The organism is Gordonia sp. YC-XJ4 (genome assembly GCF_059511865.1).
The window spans coordinates 5427196-5440902 of sequence record NZ_CM183447.1; the positions used below are offsets into that span (position 1 = coordinate 5427196).

Annotated in this window: 14 protein-coding genes and 1 pseudogene; 5 read left to right on the top strand and 10 right to left on the bottom strand. The window is 65.6% G+C overall.

The genetic code is table 11. From position 1 onward, the window contains the following. Positions 1-1545 (bottom strand): acyl-CoA synthetase, encoded by a 1545-nt coding sequence (locus AC5ZH6_RS24215; RefSeq protein ID WP_288336914.1) that lies wholly within the window; start codon positions 1543-1545, stop codon positions 1-3. Between the two features lie 60 nt (positions 1546-1605). Then, positions 1606-2010, bottom strand: a complete 405-nt coding sequence (locus AC5ZH6_RS24220; RefSeq protein WP_094601224.1) for an SCP2 sterol-binding domain-containing protein — start codon at positions 2008-2010, stop codon at positions 1606-1608. 168 nt (positions 2011-2178) lie between these two features. Between AC5ZH6_RS24220 and AC5ZH6_RS24225 the strand changes: the two genes are divergently transcribed. Beyond that, positions 2179-2733 carry a TetR/AcrR family transcriptional regulator gene (locus AC5ZH6_RS24225; protein WP_288336915.1) on the top strand — a complete coding sequence of 185 codons (555 nt, stop codon included), beginning with the start codon at positions 2179-2181 and terminating at the stop codon, positions 2731-2733. Between the two features lie 18 nt (positions 2734-2751). Here the strand turns inward: AC5ZH6_RS24225 and AC5ZH6_RS24230 are convergent, their stop codons facing one another. Further along, positions 2752-3618: an alpha/beta fold hydrolase gene (locus AC5ZH6_RS24230; protein ID WP_094601226.1), complete on the bottom strand. Its 867-nt coding sequence runs from the start codon at positions 3616-3618 to the stop codon at positions 2752-2754. Positions 3619-4014: 396 nt separating this feature from the next. Between AC5ZH6_RS24230 and AC5ZH6_RS24235 the strand changes: the two genes are divergently transcribed. Continuing rightward, entirely contained in the window at positions 4015-4218 is a 204-nt protein-coding gene (locus tag AC5ZH6_RS24235) for a hypothetical protein (RefSeq protein WP_211543491.1), read from the top strand. Here AC5ZH6_RS24235 and AC5ZH6_RS24240 read toward each other — a convergent pair whose 3' ends face one another. The 5 genes and pseudogenes from AC5ZH6_RS24240 to AC5ZH6_RS24260 form a co-directional block, all read right to left on the bottom strand. Next, on the bottom strand, positions 4219-4536 hold the full coding sequence (locus AC5ZH6_RS24240; protein ID WP_006369853.1) for a putative quinol monooxygenase: 318 nt from the start codon (positions 4534-4536) through the stop codon (positions 4219-4221). Between the two features lie 107 nt (positions 4537-4643). Beyond that, a pseudogene (locus AC5ZH6_RS24245) lies at positions 4644-5438 on the bottom strand (sulfite exporter TauE/SafE family protein). A gap of 61 nt (positions 5439-5499) precedes the next feature. Continuing rightward, entirely contained in the window at positions 5500-6726 is a 1227-nt protein-coding gene (locus tag AC5ZH6_RS24250) for a cytochrome P450 (RefSeq protein ID WP_288336916.1), read from the bottom strand. Between the two features lie 10 nt (positions 6727-6736). Then, positions 6737-7732 (bottom strand): PDR/VanB family oxidoreductase, encoded by a 996-nt coding sequence (locus AC5ZH6_RS24255; protein WP_094601233.1) that lies wholly within the window; start codon positions 7730-7732, stop codon positions 6737-6739. 73 nt (positions 7733-7805) lie between these two features. After that, the gene (locus AC5ZH6_RS24260; protein ID WP_288336917.1) at positions 7806-8567 is read right to left on the bottom strand and encodes an IclR family transcriptional regulator; all 762 of its coding nucleotides are present in this window, start codon (positions 8565-8567) and stop codon (positions 7806-7808) included. A gap of 85 nt (positions 8568-8652) precedes the next feature. Between AC5ZH6_RS24260 and AC5ZH6_RS24265 the strand changes: the two genes are divergently transcribed. Next, positions 8653-9291 (top strand): DUF1345 domain-containing protein, encoded by a 639-nt coding sequence (locus AC5ZH6_RS24265; protein ID WP_094601235.1) that lies wholly within the window; start codon positions 8653-8655, stop codon positions 9289-9291. Between the two features lie 233 nt (positions 9292-9524). On the opposite strand, the gene AC5ZH6_RS24270 is transcribed toward AC5ZH6_RS24265, so the two are convergent. After that, entirely contained in the window at positions 9525-10676 is a 1152-nt protein-coding gene (locus AC5ZH6_RS24270) for an acyl-CoA dehydrogenase family protein (RefSeq protein WP_014361719.1), read from the bottom strand. 4 nt (positions 10677-10680) lie between these two features. Then, on the bottom strand, positions 10681-11874 hold the full coding sequence (locus tag AC5ZH6_RS24275) for a thiolase family protein (protein ID WP_006369871.1): 1194 nt from the start codon (positions 11872-11874) through the stop codon (positions 10681-10683). 233 nt (positions 11875-12107) lie between these two features. Here AC5ZH6_RS24275 and AC5ZH6_RS24280 point away from each other — a divergent pair, with 233 nt between their 5' ends. Both AC5ZH6_RS24280 and AC5ZH6_RS24285 read left to right on the top strand, forming a co-directional pair. Then, positions 12108-12695 (top strand): TetR/AcrR family transcriptional regulator, encoded by a 588-nt coding sequence (locus tag AC5ZH6_RS24280; protein ID WP_094601236.1) that lies wholly within the window; start codon positions 12108-12110, stop codon positions 12693-12695. A 116-nt stretch (positions 12696-12811) separates the two neighbouring features. Next, positions 12812-13699 (top strand): oxygenase MpaB family protein, encoded by an 888-nt coding sequence (locus AC5ZH6_RS24285; RefSeq protein WP_020169821.1) that lies wholly within the window; start codon positions 12812-12814, stop codon positions 13697-13699. Positions 13700-13707: the final 8 nt, after the last annotated feature.

A 13707-nucleotide genomic window follows, 5' to 3' on the forward strand; every position in this document is an offset into this window, starting at 1 on the left:
TCACGCACCACTTTCCACGAGGTAGTTCTTTTCGATATCCCGCTTGATCAATTTTCCGGTGGCGGTTCGCGGCAGCTCGTCGACGAAATCGACCGATCGGGGAGCCTTGAAATGTGCGATCCGTTCTCGCGTGTACTCGATGATCTCGGCGGCGAGATCGTCAGAAGGAACTTCGCCGTCGCGCAGTGCGACCACCGCCTTGACCTGTTGACCCATCTCGGCGTCGGGCACGCCGATCACTGCGACGTCGAAGACCTTCGGGTGCAGGGTCAGGACATTCTCGATCTCCTGCGGGTAGATGTTCACGCCGCCGGAGATGATCATGAACGCCTTGCGATCGGTCAGGAACAGATACCCGTCCTCGTCGACATATCCGAGATCGCCGACGGTGGTCCAGTTCTCGTGTTCCGGATGCTGCGCATCCCTGGTCTTCTCGGGATCATTGTGATAGGTGAACGGCCGCGTATCCCGTTCGAAATACACCTGGCCGACTTCTCCGGTCGCCAGCTCGTTGCCGCCGTCGTCGCAGATGTGCACCGGGCCGAGCGCCGACTTGCCCACCGAGCCCCGCTTGGTCAGCCACTCCTGAGTGGTGATGATCGTGGTGCCGTGTTGCTCTGTGGCGCTGTAATACTCGACCAGGATGGGACCCCACCAGTCGATCATCGACTGCTTCACCTCGGGCGGGCACGGTGCAGCGGCGTGGACGGCGACCCGCATACTCGAGATGTCATAGGCGTCACGCGTTCTCGCCGGCAGTTGTAGCATCCGAACGAACATCGTCGGCACCATCTGGGTGATGGTGACCCGGTACTTCTCGATGGTCGCCAACGCCTTTTCCGCATCGAACTTCTCCATCACCACCACGGTTCCACCCAGCGCATGCACCGCTCCGCACCACTTCAGGGGGGCAGCGTGATACATCGGGGCCGGCGAGAGGTACACGTCGGCGTCGGTGACCTTGAAGACGTGTTGAACGAGGCCGGTGATCGGGTCGCCGGGTTGGTCAACCTGGATGGGAAGCAAGGTGGGCTTGATCCCCTTGGGGCGACCGGTCGTTCCGGATGAATACAGCATCTCCGAGCCTCTGGGCTGATCGGCCGACGGGTTCACGTCGGCGACGAGCAGGTCGTCGTACCGTCCGAAACCGTCGATCTGCCCACCGAAGGCGAACGTCGCCAGATCCGTCTCGCCGACCTCGGCCACGGCCTTGGTCGCCAGTTCACCCAGCCTCGCCGATGCGAACAGCACTTTCGCACCACTGTCGCTGATGATGTAGGCAACCTCGCCGGGTGCGAGGTGCCGATTCACCGCGGTGATGTAGAGCCCCGACCTGATCGCTGCCCAGTACAGCTCGAGTACCTCGGCGGTGTTCTCCGAGAGCACGGCGATGACGTCGCCCTTGCCAAGTCCATTGTCGCGCAGTGCTGCCGCGAGTGCCGCCGACCGTTGTTCCAGCTCGCCGTAGGTGACGGTGTGTCCACTACCCGCCATGATGATCGCCGGCTTGTCGGGATTCACCGCAGCATGAGTGCCGGGATACATTCAGATTCCTCCTTGTTGCAACTCGACCGTTTCGCCATCGATGACCTCGGGTGGACGCTCTCAGACCAGAAGGTCTTTGCGGCCGTCGGTCGTGAGGTTGTCGATATAGACCGGAAACAGCTTCTTGCCGAGCGGAGCCAGCTTGAGCAGACTCGCGACGTTGCCACTGACCGAGATCTTCTTCTTGGCCATGGCCAGCGGGAGATTCACCTTGCCCTGCCAGTAGGCGTTCCCGGTGTCGGCGGGCATCGCCATGGTGGCGTGTGGCTCAGGGCTTCCCTCAAAACCGTCATAGACCTTCTTGTTCACCGCGTCGACGACCACCACCGCCTCCGGCGCGGTGAAGTCGAAGGCGAAGACCAGCCCGCTGTCGACGAGCTTCGGCCCGATCTCCGCATCGTCGAATGCGGTCTCAAAGATCCCGCCGATGTACTTCCTGACCTCTGCCGCGTCTGCGAACGCCATGACTCTGTCCTCCTGATTGAAATATAACTTTGATTCAAAACAGTCCACAGACCGTCCCTGCGCTGCGGAAACCTTCAGGGCTTGACTATGAGCTGAGTCACAAAGACCATAGCATAAGTTCACTTATGGACAAGCCCCGATCTCGGGCCGAACACACGAGGAGCCGCGGTGTCGACAAATCACTCCCCCGACGCGTACTACGAGACGGGGCTCGCGATCCTCTCCGACCTGGGCTTCGGCGGCCTGAAGCTCGCAGAGGTATGCCGGAGATCCGGCGTCACCTCCGGGTCGTTCTATCACTACTTTCCGAAATGGTCGGCCTATACGACCGGCCTCATCGAGTACTGGCGGGAGGATCGGACGGTGCGGTTGATCGCCGGCCTGGACAGCGAACCCGATCCGTGGGCACGGCTGCGACACATCATCGAGATCGGGGTGTCACTCCCCCATGGCGCCGAAGCCGCCATTCGGACGTGGAGTCACCTCGATACCGCCGTCCGCGGAGTACAGGCAGACGTGGACCGACAACGTTTCGATGCGGTGGCATCCGCGGTCGCCGAGATCACCGGCGACCGCGACGCCGGTGATCTGTTCGCGCACTGGGCCGTCTATCTGCTCGTCGGCTTCGAGCAGAGCAACCTCGGATCCGACACCGCGGCGCTGGAGCAGGCGATGAATCGGCTTGCGGGAGAGATCGAATCACTGATTCCGACCGCCGAGTAAGGGACGGTGTGCAGTCTCTCAGAGCTGATGCCGCGCCAGGAACTCCTCGATCGCACCGGCGAACACCTGATTATCGTCACCGGCGACCATATGCCCCGCCGCACTGACGTCGGCGATCTCCGCGTGCGGGACAAGGGCTTTCATGGACGCGATTCCGGAATCACTGACCACGTCCGACTTTCCGCCGCGCACGATCAGGGTGGGGATAGTAACCTGGCGTGCCGCCGCGGTGAGTCGAGCCGGATCGGTGTGCCGGCGCGGCTCGTCGTCGTCGGAGGCGATGAAAGCCGGGTCCCAGTGCCAGTACCAGCGGCCGTCCTCATGCAGCCGGACGTTCTTGCGCAGCCCGTCGAGATTCTTGGGGCGTCGACGTGTCGGGTTGTAGGCGGCGATCGCGTCGGCGACCTCCTCCAGCGACGCGAAGCCGTCGATGTGGTCGGTCATGAACGTCTTGATCCGGTCGATCCCCTCGGGTTCGACGTCGACGACCACATCCACCATCACCAGCGCCGAGGCGAGGTCGGGATGCTCGCCGGCCACGCACAGGCTCGTGATCCCGCCCAGCGACGCGCCGATCAGCACCGGCTTGGCCGGCAGGGTGGCGAGTATCGCGACAAGATCGTCGACAAAGCCGTCGAGCGCATAGTTGCCATCGGGCGCCCACGAACTGTCACCATGCCCCCGGGAATCGAAGGTGTACACCTCGCGCCCCTGCTCGGCCAGCGCTTTCGCGCTCCGATCCCACGAATGCCTGGTCTGACCGCCACCGTGGAGCATGACGATCGGTGCCGAGTCTCCGGGCGAGCCCCATCGGTCGCCGATGATCGTCACCGAACCCGACTCGACGGAGATCTGTACTGCTTCGGCATCATGCGCGGGAGTCATGGCGAGTCCTTTCCGAGGTCACATGGCTTGCACCTCTGACATCGACATAACCAGACTCACGGCTGGACGTGCACGTCGGCCACCGGAACGGGACTCGGGGCACCTCCGATCCCCCGATGGTCGAGGTGTGAGGCGAGTGTGCCGAGCATCGAGACCAGCTGCACCGGTGCCGTTCTTGCTCCACCGCACATCGGATGCCGCTCGGCGCAGGGGGTCTCGAGGTTCCTCGCCCCAGGGGGCTCGTCTCACCTCGACCATCGGAAGGGTGGTCACCGCCGGCAACCGAAGCAGACACCTCGACGATCTGGAGGTGGCCACGGCCACCATTGGAACGTGGCGACTACCCGGAATTCGCCATCGTGCAAACCGAGATCGTGCAGACCGAGGCAGTGATCGATGAAGCGGCCGAGGACCGGGTTCCAGCCCGCGACTGAGCGTCCGATACTCGCCGACAGCGCCCGTCACAACGCCGACAGCGCCCAGCTGGGCGTCGAGAGCGCTCTGACGGGCGCTGTCGGCGGTCTACTGGGCGCTGTCAGCGAACTACAGAGCGCTCTCGGCGAAAAGCCAGGCGCCGTCGGGGCGGTCAGCGGAACCTGATCAGAGAGCGCCCTTGTCCGCATCACCTGCGGGCACCGCGGTGAAGGTCTTGACGTCGAGCGGGCCGGCCAGCAATCCGCCGATCGCCGCTCCGAGTTCGGTCAATGCGGGGGCACCGCCATGGACCTTGAGCGCGTCGGCGGATTCCCACTTCTCGATCATCACGAACTCGTTGCCGGTCGCCGACTGGTGCAGTGCGTACAGTTCGCAGCCCGGTTCCTGGTGCACCTTGTCGATGGCGGTGAGGATGGCCGCACGGACCTCCTCTTCCTTACCGGGTTGCGGGGAAATCGTTGCCACCACGATCACTGCGGACATCGTCGTCACTCACCTTCGTCTCGTCGAACACAATCGAAGGATGACGCTACGCCGGATCGCTACACAGCGGAACAGACTGATGCGGAACAGACTGCTGCAGAACGGGCTCAGGCCAACAGTCGCCACAGCCCGATCAGCCCGACCACGACGATGAGGATCCGTAGCGACGTCGGCGGGAGCCGGCGCCCGTATCGGGCGCCGAGGACTCCACCGACCAGCGACCCGACGGCGATCAACCCGGCCGCGGTCCAGTCGATGCCATCGAAGGCCACGATCGTGTAGGTCACCGCCGCAACCACATTCACGATCAGCGAGAGCAGGTTCTTGGCGGCGTTGAGGCGCTGGAGGTCGTCAGGGGCGATCACGCCGAGCGCCCCGATCAGCAGGATGCCCTGCGCGGCGGTGAAGTACCCGCCATAGATGCCGACAAGGAAGGTCGCCGTGGTCATCGCGGCGATCCTGGTGGGGCTCAGCGGAAACGCCTCGGTCACGGCTCCGGCATGGTCGAGGATCCCGGACCGCCTCAGCGACCATCGCTGGATGCGTGGTCCGGCGACGACCAGGATCAGCGCCCCGACCAACAGGACCGGCACGACCTTCTCGAACACCGTCTCCGGCAGATGCAGGAGCAGGAAGCACCCCAGCAGCGCGCCGAGGAAGGAGCCGGGCATCTGCCAGCGCAGCCGTGGCCACTGTCCCTACAGTTCACGGCGGTAGCCCCAGGTTCCCGACACACCGCCGGCGAACAGACCGATCGCGTTGGAGATCGTGGCCGTCACCGGCGGCACCCCGAACGACACGAGGGTGGGGAAGGTGATCAGCGTGCCGCTGCCGACCAGCGCGTTGATGGCACCCGCCCCCACTCCCGCAACGAGGACGGCGACGAGCTCCCAGGTGGACATGCGCTCCAGGGTGCCGGGTGGTCCGGGCGGGATGGTCAGGTGGGTGGGGTCGACGAGTCCGCTATTCCACGAAGGTGATCGGCAACGATCCCCACGCGCGCAGCGTGTTGTTGTGGTGTCGACGCGGCGTGGCGGTGAGTTCGATGCGTCGGAAACGGCGCGCAAGGGCGGTCAGGACGGCCTCGGCTTCCAGGCGCGCGACGTGCTGCCCGACGCACTGGTGAATGCCCATCCCGAATCCGACGTGACCGGACGGGTTGCGGGTGATGTCGAAGGCGTCGGGGTTGTCCCAATGGCGCGGATCGCGATTGGCCGATCCGAGGAACATCAGGATCTTCTTGCCCGCGGGGATCAGAACGTCGCCGACCAGGATGTCGCGGGTGGCGGTACGGAAGAAGGTCTGCACCGGGGCCTCGACACGCACGGCCTCGTCGAATGCGATACGGGCGAGAGAGGGATTGGCGCGCAACAGGTCCCACTGGTCCGGGTTGGTCGCGAAGGCGTGCAAGACCGCGGCCAACCCGTGCACGGTGGTGTCGACGCCGGCCGAGAGGAGCGACCGCACGATCGTCGGCGCCTGATCGGTGGTGATGTCACCGCGATCGGCCGCAGCCCAGATCTGCGCACCAAAGGTGCCGTGGCCATCGCGGCCGACCGGCGTCAACCGGTCCCGCCCGCATTGCTCGTTGACCCAGCCGGACACCGCGGCAATCCGGGGCTCACCGGCGACGACGAGGTCGTTGTGCGGGCCGAAGGAGTTGAACAAGTGATCGCCGTAGGGCAACAGGTTCTCCCGGCCGTCCGCCCCGATCCCGACCGCGTCGGGGAACACGCGCAGCGGGAACGCCTCGGCGATCTCCGGGACTGCGTCGATCGGCGTGTTCGCCGGGAGTGCGGCCACCAACTCGTCGGCATCGGCGCACCAGAGATCGCGTAAGCGTCGCAGGGCCCGCACACTCAGGATCTCCGAGAGGACGGCGCGGGGCGCATCGTGGTGCGGCGGATCGGTTTCGAGCAACAGGCTCGGTGGTCGCCAGGGCCTCTCGAGCCGGAAGTTGCTCAGTCCGACGCCGGCGCCGGATTCGAAGTCCTGCCAATCGGTCAGCGCCGCATGCACTTCGGCGTAGCGCCCCATGGCATACAGGTCGTAACGGTTCAGATACACCACAGGACCGGAGTCGCGCAGCATGGCGTGGAAGGCGTCGGGCGACTCGAGGATGTCGTGGCCGAAGGGGTCGGCGTCGCTGAGTGGGGCGTGTGTCCGGGCGGTGTCGGTGGCGGTGGTCATGGTCTTCTCTTCAGAGGTCGAGGACGAGTGTGTCGGTACAGGAACGGGATACGCAGATGAACATGCAGTCGTTCTGTTCTCGTTCGGAATCGGTCAACAATGAATCGCGGTGATCGGGACGGCCGTCGAGCACGCCGGTGTCGCAGGTACCGCACGTGCCCTGGCGACACGACGACAGGACCGCAACCCCGGCGTCGGAGACGGCCTCGAGGATCGACCGGTCCGGGGGCACGGTGACGGTTTGTCCCGACCGACGCAACTCCACCTCGAACGGCCGGCTCCGCACGGGTGCCGAGAGTTCTTTGGGGACAAAGTGTTCGACACGTACAGCGCCAACCGGCAGGGCCGCACCGGAATCGACGGCGGCCGCGGTGAGTTCGACGGGCCCGCAGCAGTAGATCGTGGTTCCGGCGCCGACGGCGTCCAGTTCGGCGGCGAGGTCGGGACGTGGCCCCTCGTCGGTGGCATGGACCCGCACCCGCGGATCGTCGGCGAGGTCGTCCAGGTAAGCCATGGTGCGTCGCGACCGCCCGACATAGATCAACGTCCAGTCGATGCCCAGCAGGTCTGCCTGTCGGCACATCGGCAGGATCGGGGTGATGCCGATCCCACCCGCGACGAAGAGATACCGCTCGGCGGGCACCAGCGCGAAGTTGTTGCGCGGCCCGCCGATCGGCAGCGCGTCTCCTACCGCCAGCTGGTCATGAATGTATCGAGAACCGCCACGTGACAAGGGTTCTCGCAGAACCGCAATCCGGTAGTGGAACGGGTCCCAACGATCTCCGCACAGCGAGTATTGCCGGATGATGTCGCCGGGTAGGACGACGTCGATGTGTGAACCGGGCGACCAGTCGGGAAGTCGGTGTCCGTGCGCCTCGGCCAGGGTCAGTTCGACGACGCCGTCGGCGACGGGCGTGCCGGCGACGACGGTCATCACCAGGCCGTCGGCGGCGGCTGCGGCCACCAGACGGACCGGCGTGGACGACGCGTGCGGTGATGTGGTCATGGTCACAAGGGTTGGATATCGCCGACACCGCCCACAAGACGATTCCCATTGAATGGGAGTGCTACCACCGCCGTCAGCGCCGGTCGATCGGGCGACGCAGTTCGCGACCGATCCCTCGAGCCGCCGCCTGGAGTACCGCGACGTGGCTGGTCGGCCGGTCGTCGCGGGGAACCACCACCGAGATGGCCGCGACCACGAGGTCTTTGGAATCGCGGATCGGCACCGCGATCCCCGTCGCATCCTCGTGGATGAAACCGGGGCACACCGCGACGCCGGAGCGTCGAACCTCGGCCAAGAACGCCCGCAGGTGACGTGGATCGACGATGGTCTGCGCCGTGTACCGCGGTACCGTCCGGCTCAGCACGCGTTCCTGGAATCCGGCGGGCGCGTGGGCAAGGAGCACCAGGCCCGCCGAGGACGCGTGCAGCGAGAGCCGCCCGGCCACGCGTGTCACGTTGATGACCGCGCCGGGACTCGACAGGCGCTCGACGAACAAGACCTCGGCGCCATCGAGCACACCGAGTTGCACGTGGTGTCCGACGATGGCGTGCACGTCCTCCAGAAACGGCATCGCCGCCTCCCGCAACCCGAGCGTCGGGGATGCCCGAGACGCCAACTCCCACAGCCGTACCCCGATCCGGACCCGACGACCCTCGTCGCGCCGGAGCAAGCCGAGACCGACGAGGTCGTCGGCGAGGCGCGACGCCGTCGACAACGGAAGTCCGGCGCGTTCGGCGATGTCGGTGATGGTGACGGTGATGTGGTCGGCGTCGAAGACCTCGAGGATCCGTACGGCGCGCTCGAGTACCGACTCCCCCGACGTCGACCGGGCCATCACTTCTCCTGTCGCGTGCCGGACGCGCGATGTCCGGCGCTTGGGCACTCAGCGTAGACGCAGTGATGCTACAGATGGTGGGGTGATGCGCATCGTTCCGAACACAGCTGCGCCCCGGGTCCTGGTATCGGTGCTGTGCGGCGCCGCCCTCGGGGTCGGGGTCGGCCTGCTCGCCCGGGATGCCGGGCATGGCGTCCTCGCCGGAATCGCGACGACCGCCGGGGTTTTCGTCCTTCTCGGCTGGGTGGCGTTGTGGCCCATGGGCGCCGCCGACACCCGAGCGCACGTGGGCCGGGAGGACTTCCGTCCCATCGTCGACGAGGTGATCGTGGTGGTCGCGGCGCTCTCGGCGCTCGGCGGGATCATCGGACTACTCATCGACGGCGGATCGCACGCCCACTGGATACCCGCGGCGATCGCCCTTCTGGGCGTATTCCTGTCCTGGGCGAGTCTGCACCTGATGTACGCAACCCGATACGCATTTCTCTACTACGCCAAGGGAAAAGCCGGCGGGATCGACTTCAACTCCGACGACCCGCCGGCCTTTCGCGACTTCTTCTACTTCAGCTACAACCTCGGTATGACCTATCAGGTGTCGGATACCTCGGTCTCCGACCGCGAGATCCGGTCGGTGGCCCTACGACACTGCCTGCTGTCCTACGTCTTCGGAGCAGTCATCCTGGCGACGACGATCAACCTCGTCGCGGGGATCGTGGTGGGTTAGGTCCACGATCGAGCCGGGCGGACTTAGTCCGATGGTCGAGGTGTGACGAGCCCCCTGGGGCGAGGAACCTCGAGACCACCGACAGCCGACGCTGGTCCGAAACCAGCACCGGTGCAAGAGGTCTCGAGGCCCGGCGCCTGGGGCACCGGACACCTCGACCATCGGCTGGCAAGGCACCGCCGCCAGGGTGGAGAACACCGCGGGCGGAACGAGCACCGCCGACGGCGAGGCCCCTACAGGCCCATATCCCGCCCGATGAGGTCTTTCATGATCTCGGTGGTGCCACCGAAGATCGTCTGGATGCGCGAGTCGGTGTAGGCGCGAGAGACCTTGTACTCGTTCATGTATCCGTAGCCACCGTGCAGCTGCACGCAGCGGTCGATGACCTTCTTGGCGAGTTCGGTGCACCACCACTTGTTCTTGGCGGCGTCGACGGCGGTCAGGTCACCGTCGAGGACGGCGCGCAGGCAGCGGTCGATGTACTGCTCGGCGATGTCGAGTTCGGTCGACATCTCGGCGAGGTAGAACCGATTCGCCTGGAACGCACCGATGGGTTGCCCGAAAGCCTTGCGGTCCTTGGCGTATTGCAGGGTCTCCTCGAAGACGGCGCGAGCGCCGGCGATGGCTCCGATACCGATCGACAGCCGCTCCGACGGCAGGTTCTGCATGAGGTGGTAGAAGCCCTTGTTCTCCTCGCCGAGGAGGTTTTCCCGGGGCACCCGGACGTCGGTGAAGTGCAGTTCGGCGGTGTCGGCCGCCTTGAGGCCCATCTTGTCGAGCTTGCGGCCCCGCTCGAAGCCCTCCATGTCGCGTTCGACGACGAGCAGCGAGAACGCCTTGTGCCCGGCGCCCGGGTCGGGATTGGTGCGGCACACGACCACCACCAGATCGGAGTTGATGCCGGCCGAGATGAAGGTCTTGGAGCCGTTGAGGATGTAGTGGTCACCGTCGAGGCGGGCCGAGGTCTTGATCCCGGCGAGGTCGCTACCGGCGCCGGGCTCGGTCATCGCGACCGCGAGAATCGTTTCGCCCGTGGCCATCCCGGGCATCCACCGAGCACGCTGTTCCTCGTTGGCCAGATGCAGGAAGTAGGGGACGAGAACGTCGTTCTGCAAACTCAGACCGGGTGCCGCGCTGCCGAAGCGGGCGAATTCCTCGACGATGACGGCGTTGAAGCGAAAGTCGTCGGTGACCCCGCCGCCGCCGTACTCCTCGGGGATGTTGAAGCCGAGAAGTCCGGCGTCGCCGGCCTTCTTGTAGGCCTCGCGATCGACCTGGCCTGCGGCCTCCCACTTCTCGACGTTGGGTGCGCATTCGCGGGCGAGGAATTCGCGGGCGGATGCGCGCAGCTGCTCGTGTTCGGCCTCGAAGACGGTACGTTTCATGGATTCAGATCCGTTCGATGATGGTGGCGTTGGCCATTCCGGCGCCTTCACACATGGTCTGCAGACCATAGCGTCCGCCGGTGGCCTCGAGGTGATTGACGAGCGTCGAGAGCAGTCGGGTTCCCGAGGACCCGAGTGCATGGCCGAGGGCGATTGCCCCGCCGCGCGGGTTGAGCTTGGCGGGGTCGGCGCCGAATTCGTGCGCCCACGCCATCGGCACCGGAGCGAAAGCCTCGTTGACCTCGTAGGCGTCGATGTCGCCGATCGACAACCCCGAGCGCTTGAGCACCTTGTGGGTTGCCGGGATCGGCGCGGTCAGCATGAAGATCGGATCGTCGCCGGCGAGGGAGAACGCGTGGAAGCGGGCACGCGGCGTCAGGCCGAGCTTGGCGGCCATGGTGTCACTCATGATCAACGCCCCGGAGGCACCGTCGGTCAACGGCGAGGAGTTGCCGGGAGTGATGTGCCAGTTGATCTCGGGGAAGCGCTCGGCGTATTCGGGACTGTAGAACGACGACTTCAGTCCGGACAGACCTTCCTGAGTGGTCTGCGCGCGCACCGTCTCGTCGACGGCGTGGGTGACCCGGTTGCCGTCGCTGTCGGCGACCTCGATCGGCAGGATCTCCTTGGCGAAGAAGCCATCTGCGGCAGCCTGAGCGGCACGACGATGCGACTCCGCGGCGAAGGCATCCACCGCATCCCTGTCGAACTTCCACTTCGCCGCAACGAGTTCCGCCGAGATGCCCTGGCCGACAAGGCCTTCGGGGTAACGAGCGGCGATGCTCGGTCCGTACGGACTCTGCCCGACGGTGGTGAAGCCCATCGGTACCCGGCTCATGGACTCGACGCCCGCGGCGATCACGATGTCGTACGCGCCCGCGATGACGCCCTGTGCGGCGAAGTGTGCGGCCTGCTGACTCGACCCACACTGCCGATCGACGGTGGTCGCGGGCACCGACTCGGGGAATCCGGCCGACAACAGCGCGGTGCGCGAGATGTTGAGCGCCTGTTCCCCGGCCTGGCCGACGCAGCCACCGATGACGTCGTCGACGAGCGCCGGGTCGAGGTCGTTGCGCTCGACGAGGGCGCGCAGCACGTGCGCGAGCAGTTCGACGGGTTTGGTCTGCGAGAGCGCGCCGCCGGGCTTGCCCTTGCCGGAGGCAAGGCGGACGACGTCGACGATGACGGCTTCGGGCATGGGGAGAACCTCCGGAGGATTCACGGCGCCCGGGTCGCGGCGGGGCGTACGTCGCCCACGCGAGAATCCGAACCACCGACTGATCGTTCGCTAAGTTTGTAACACGGCGGTGTGATGCAGATCAACAAGATCGCAGGCTCGGACGCCCCGCGAGTCGGCCGACGCCGCCGTCCACGACCTGCGTCCGCACGTTCTGACGGCGTACATGATCGGCGCTACTAAGATCGGACCCTATGGCCCGCGAGAGGAGATCGACACCGTCGCGATACGCGCGCGTGCGGTTCCTCGAGGCAGGTCTCACCGTCCTCGCCGAGGACGGATTCGGTGCGCTCAAACTCGCGGCGGTCTGCGCCCGCGCCGACGCCACCACCGGCAGCTTCTATCACGCCTTCGACAACTGGGCCGAGTTCACCTCGGCGCTGATCGCCTACTGGCGCGAGGAGAAGAGCCAGCGGCCGATCGCCGAAGCGCGCAAGGTCACCGATCCGGTCGAGCGCCTCACGGCACTGATGGACGTCGGCCTGACCCTGCCCCACGATTCCGAGCGGGCCATCCGCGTCTGGGCCGCCCAGGATCCGGAGGTCCGCAAGCATCAGGAAGAAGTCGACCTCGAACGGCGCGACTTCATCGCCGAGACCTACCGTGAGGCCCTCGGCGACGACTTCGCCGCCGAGGAGTACGCCACCATCTCGATGTATCTGCTCGTCGGATACGAAAGCGGGACGCTGCGCTCCTACGAGGCCCTCGATCTGGGATTTCGAATGTTCCTCCAGAGCGCGATCGGCCCGCTCGGCGACGGGGCCACGACCCCCGACCACTGACGTCCGCCCGGGCTTTTCGGATCTACCCGGCTGAGCCACACCTCTTGCCGAGTGTGACCCCTTGCACAAAAGTGTAAGTCATCTTATAGTCGATGCCACAACGCAAGGAGGCAGCCATGCTCAGGATCGACCGCAACCACGGCCTCGACCCCGACACCGACTTCGGCGAGATCTACCGCAATCTCGTCACCTACGAGTTCCCCTGGGACATGAACCAGGCACTGAGCTTTGCCCTCTTCCGCACCTACGCAGTGCCGAGCATCGGACGGCTGCTCGACGAGACCGGCGAGTTCACCGAACGCGTGCAGAAGCGTTACGACGACACCGGCTTACTCCTGGAAGTACCTCTACTGGAGGGGATTTCGAGTCCACAGGGCAAGGCGGCCATTCGCCGCATCAACCAGATGCACAAGATGTACGACATCACCAACGACGACATGCGTTACGTCCTGGCCACATTCGTCGTCGTCCCCAAACGGTGGATCGACGATTACGGGTGGCGTCGGATGACCTACGAGGAAGTGCGCGCGTCGGTGCTCTACTACCGCTCGCTCGGAAAGCACATGGGGATCACCGACATCCCGGAGACCTACGAGGACTTCAGACGCCTGCTCGACGAGTACGAGGTAGCGCACTTCGCCTTCGACGCCGGGGCCCGCCGCGTCGCGGACTCGACCATGCACCTGATGACGACTTTCTACCCGAAACCGGCGGCTCCCCTGATCGACATCTTCAGCCGCTCGGTGATGGACGACCCTTTGTTGCAGGCGTTTCACTATCGCAAGCCGAATGCGTTGGCGCGCTCGCTCTCCGTCGCCGGACTCCGGGCACGCGCCCGGGTCGTCGCAGTGCTGCCCTCTCGGCGCACACCCCGCCTGGTCCGGGACATGCCTCGAATCCGCAGCTACCCCAACGGCTTCGAGGTCGACAAGCTCGGCACCTTCGCCCCCGGATGCCCGGTCCACCGGACGACGGACGTGGTCGAGCAGGTGTCGGCAGGCTGACCGGACCC